Source organism: Mycobacterium sp. TH-M103 (assembly GCF_057473785.1).
Map to the genome: position 1 here is coordinate 1 of NZ_JBYCLG010000357.1, position 4,398 is coordinate 4,398.

The following is a 4,398-nucleotide window of genomic DNA, read 5'->3' on the forward strand; positions in this document are numbered from 1 at the left end:
CTGGTGGTCGCCGCCCTTGCCCATCACCTGGATCGCCGCCTCGGCGAAGCGGATCAGCCCCGAGGCGCCGATCGGGTTCGACGACAGCACACCGCCCGAGGGGTTCACCGGCAGCCGGCCGCCGATCGCGGTCTCGCCTGCCTCGGTGAGTTTCCAGCCCTCGCCCTCGGCGGCGAACCCGAGGTTCTCCAGCCACATCGGCTCGAACCAGGAGAACGGCACGTAGATCTCGGCGGCGTCGATCTCGTCGATGGGACTCTTGATCCCCGCAGCCTTCCACAGCGCGGCGGCCGCGTCGCGGCCCGCCTGGGGGCTTACCTGATCGCGCCCGGAGAACTGCAGCGGCTCGGTCCGCAGCGCCGTGGCGTGGATCCACGCCACCGGATGTCCCTGCGCCACAAGGGCATCGGCGATCTCCTCGTTGCCGATGACGACTGCGGCGGCACCGTCGGAGGACGGGCAGGTCTCGTCGTAGCGGATCGGGTCCCACAGCATGGGGGATTCCATCACCTTTTCCAGGGTGATGTCGGGCTGGTGCAGATGGGCCAACGGGTTGCGGGCCCCATTGAGGCGATCCTTGACCGCGACCATGGCGCCGATGTTCAACGGAGCGCCGGAGCGCCGGATGTACGACCGCACGTGCGGGGCGAAGTAGCCACCGGCGCCGGCGCCCACCGGCTTGATGAAGGGGACCGGAATCGACAACGCCCACATGGCGTTCGACTCCGACTGCTTCTCCCAGGCCATCGCCAGTACGCGCTTGTACTTGCCGGACTGGACCAGGCTGGCCGCCACCACCCCGGTGGATCCACCGACCGAGCCGGCCGTGTGCACGCGGATCATCGGCTTACCGGTGGCGCCCATGGCGTCGGCCATGAACAGCTCCGGCATCATGACGCCCTCGAAGAAGTCGGGGGCCTTGCCGACGACGACCGCGTCGATGTCGTCGAACGTGCAGCCGGAGTCCTCCAGCGCCCGGTCGATCGCCTCGCGCACCAGTCCGTTCATCGAAACGTCTTGGCGCTTGGCGACATACTTGGTCTGTCCGGTGCCCAGGACCGCCGCGAGCTTTCCGGCCATCAGTTCTTCCCTTCCATGACCGCAACCAGGTTCTGCTGCAGGGCGGGCCCGCTGGTGGCGTGCGCCAGCACCCGCCCGGCCGAACCGTTCCAGATGTGTTGTGCCGCGAACCCGATGCGCTCCAGGCCGGCGACGAACATCGGGTTGGCCACCAGCGCGCCCCCGGACGGATTGACTTTCGTCTGCCCCGGCAGCCGGATCGCCTCGGCGAGGATCAGGTGCTGGTGGGTGAAGGGCGCACAGATCTCGGCCACCTCGATGTTGTGGACGACGCCGCTGGTGGCCGCCTTGGCCGCCGCCATGGTCGACGGCGACGCGGTGAGGTCGCGCGCGCCGAGTACCGGGGTCTCGATGCGGTGCTCGATGCCGGTGATCCAGGCCGGGTTCTCGCGCAGCTCGCGCGCCCGGTCGTCGGCCGCCAGCACGATCGCGGCGGCCCCGTCGGTGATCGGTGCGATGTCGTGGCGCCGCAGCGGTTCGGCGAAGAACGGCCGTTCGAGCAGTTCGTCCAGGCTCCCGGCCGGCTCGACCGAATCCACCCGGGGGGCGGTCGCGAAGGTGTCGAAGGCCACGCGCGCCATCTGCAGCTCGTTCCACTTGCCGGAGTCGAGTCCCATGCGGGCCTGCAGTCCGGCGATCGACACCGAGTCGGGCCACAGCGGAGCGACGGTGTAGGGGTCGGTCTGGCGCGACAGGATGCGGCGCAGCACCCCCGCCGAGGACTTCCCGAAGCCGTACACCAGCGCGGTGTCGACCTCGCCGGTCAGGATCTTGATGTAGGCCTCATAGAGGGCCCACGCCGCGTCCATCTCTACGTGCGACTCGTTGATCGGCGGCACGGCACCGATCGAGTCGATCGCAGAGATGAACGAGAATGCCCGCCCGGCAAGGTAATCCGAAGAGCCCGAACACCAGAAGCCGATGTCGGCCTTGGTGATCCCGAGGTCTTCGTAGAGCTCGGCGAAGCACGGCATCAGCATCTCGACGCCGTTGGTGGTGCCGTCGGTGCGGCGGACATGCGGGGCATGGGCAAAGCCGACCACCGCAACGTTGCGTTCGCTCATGAAAAGTAAGCCCTTTACAGGTGGTGCTTGTAGGTGTCGTAGTCGGCGTCGGGTTCGCCGGTGGGGCGGAAGTACGCGATGTTGTCGATGCCGTAACCCCACTCCTCGCGCGGCCGCCACACGGCCTCGACCCGCATGCCCATGCGCACCTCGTGCGCGTCGACATCGGCGACCAGGTGCAGGAACGGGATGTCGGCCCCGTCGAGCAGCACGTAGGCCGCCACGTAGGGCGGCTTGATGCGCTGGCCCTGGAACGGGATGTTGATGATCGCGAACGTCGTCACCGTGCCCTTGTCGGGCAGTTCGACGAACTCGGTGGTGGGCTGGCCGGTGGCCGGGTCGGCGCCGTGGGGCGGGAAGTAGACCTTCCCGTGTTCGCCCGTGCGTGCGCCCAGCAGTTTGCCCTGGGCGATGGCCCGCAGGTAGGCGCTCTCCTCATGGGAGGCGGTGTGCTGGATCGTCAGCGAGATCGGTGTGACGATCATCGTGACCGGATCCTGGTCGCCCCCAGGCTTTTCCGTCACGGGTTCGGCCTCACCGCCCAGCGCGAAGTAGGCGATGTCGGTGATGGCGCCCACCGTCTCGTCGGCCCAGTGCACGTGCACCCGGGTGCCGGCGCGGATCGCACTCGGTTCCCCTGCGTCGACGGCATGCATCAGCGGGGTGTCGGCGCCGTCGAGCTTGATCAGCGCCCAGGCGAACGGCCGGTCCAGCGGCTGGCCTTCCAGCGGTTCGGGCTGCCACGTCCAGGACACGACGGTGCCCACGGCCGACGCCGGTACCATCTCGCCCAGCGGCTCATAGGTGACCGGGTCATATTCCGGCGGCGGTACGTGCACCCGGCCATCGGATCCGCGCACTCCCAGGAGGTGGCGTTCACGTAGTGCGGTGAAGAACTTGCTCAGCGTGGGACCGACCGAACGGGTGTAGTCGAAAGACAACGTCAGTGGCGCGGAGAGCGGTGGTTCAGGGTGATCCATCAAGGTCGGGCTACTCGAACTGGTTGTCACGTCATCGAGTAGAACAGGTTCTAAGAACGGATTCAAATTTTTCTTTTGTCGGGTCTTCCGCGGGAAAGGCAAACGCATGAAACTGGGGTTGCAGCTGGGGTATTGGGGCGCTCAGCCGCCGGAAAATCACGCCGAGCTCGTCGCCGCGGCCGAGGGGGCCGGATTCGACGCCGTGTTCACCGCCGAGGCGTGGGGCTCCGACGCCTACACACCGTTGGCGTGGCTGGGCTCGTCGACGCAGCGGGTGCGGCTGGGCACCTCGGTGGTGCAGCTGTCCGCGCGGACCCCGACTGCCTGCGCGATGGCCGCGCTGACGCTCGACCACCTGTCCTGTGGCCGGCACATCCTGGGCCTCGGCGTTTCCGGCCCGCAGGTCGTCGAGGGCTGGTACGGCCAGAAGTTTCCCAAGCCGCTGGCCCGCACCCGCGAGTACATCGACATCCTGCGGCAGGTGTGGGCCCGCGAGAAACCGGTGACCAGCGCCGGGCCTCACTACCCGTTGCCGTTGAAGGGGGAGGGCACGACCGGCCTGGGCAAGGCCCTCAAACCCATCACCCATCCGCGGCGCGCCGACATCCCGATCATGCTGGGTGCCGAGGGCCCCAAGAACGTCGCGCTGGCCGCCGAGATCTGCGACGGCTGGCTGCCGATCTTCTACACCCCGCGAATGGCCGACACCTACAACGAGTGGCTCGACGAGGGGTTCGCCCGGCCCGGCGCGCGCCGCAGCCGCGAGGACTTCGAGATCTGCGCGACCGCGACCATCGTCATCACGGATGACCGCAGCGCCGCCTTCGCGGCGATGAAGCCCTATCTGGCCCTCTACATGGGCGGCATGGGTGCCGAGGACACCAACTTCCACGCCGACGTCTATCGCCGGATGGGGTACGCCGAGGTCGTCGACGAGGTGACCGCGCTGTTCCGTTCCGACCAGAAGGACAAGGCCGCCGAGATCATCCCCGACGAGGTCGTCGACGACGCCGCGATCGTCGGCGACCTGGACTACGTGCGTAAGCAGATCAAGGTGTGGGAGGCCGCCGGAGTCACCATGATGGTAGTGTCCGGACGCAACACCGAGCAGGTCCGCGAGCTCGCGACGCTGATCTAGCCGGCCCTTGCCCAAGGAATAGAACACGTTCTAGATTGGCCCGATGGTGCGTCCTGAAAGTTGGATTGGACTAGCGGGTGGAAGTCCCGTCCCGGTAGGTACCGGAGCGCCGGGTAGCAGGCCCCGGTTCGTTGGA

Annotated in this window: 4 protein-coding genes; 1 reads left to right on the top strand and 3 read right to left on the bottom strand. The window is 67.8% G+C overall.

Translation table 11 applies throughout. From position 1 onward, the window contains the following. The 3 genes from AC2VOR_RS19870 to AC2VOR_RS19880 all read right to left on the bottom strand — a co-directional run. Positions 1-1,080: thiolase domain-containing protein (locus AC2VOR_RS19870; protein ID WP_486964368.1), on the bottom strand; the 1,080-nt coding region annotated here is incomplete at its 3' end. Next, positions 1,080-2,144: a thiolase domain-containing protein gene (locus AC2VOR_RS19875; protein ID WP_369736764.1), complete on the bottom strand. Its 1,065-nt coding sequence runs from the start codon at positions 2,142-2,144 to the stop codon at positions 1,080-1,082. The genes AC2VOR_RS19870 and AC2VOR_RS19875, both read right to left, overlap by 1 nt. Positions 2,145-2,158: 14 nt before the next feature. Then, positions 2,159-3,154 (bottom strand): Zn-ribbon domain-containing OB-fold protein, encoded by a 996-nt coding sequence (locus tag AC2VOR_RS19880; RefSeq protein ID WP_486964369.1) that lies wholly within the window; start codon positions 3,152-3,154, stop codon positions 2,159-2,161. Between the two features lie 76 nt (positions 3,155-3,230). On the opposite strand from AC2VOR_RS19880, the gene AC2VOR_RS19885 reads away from it, so the two are divergent. Then, on the top strand, positions 3,231-4,262 hold the full coding sequence (locus tag AC2VOR_RS19885) for an LLM class F420-dependent oxidoreductase (protein ID WP_369736765.1): 1,032 nt from the start codon (positions 3,231-3,233) through the stop codon (positions 4,260-4,262). Positions 4,263-4,398 lie beyond the last annotated feature (136 nt).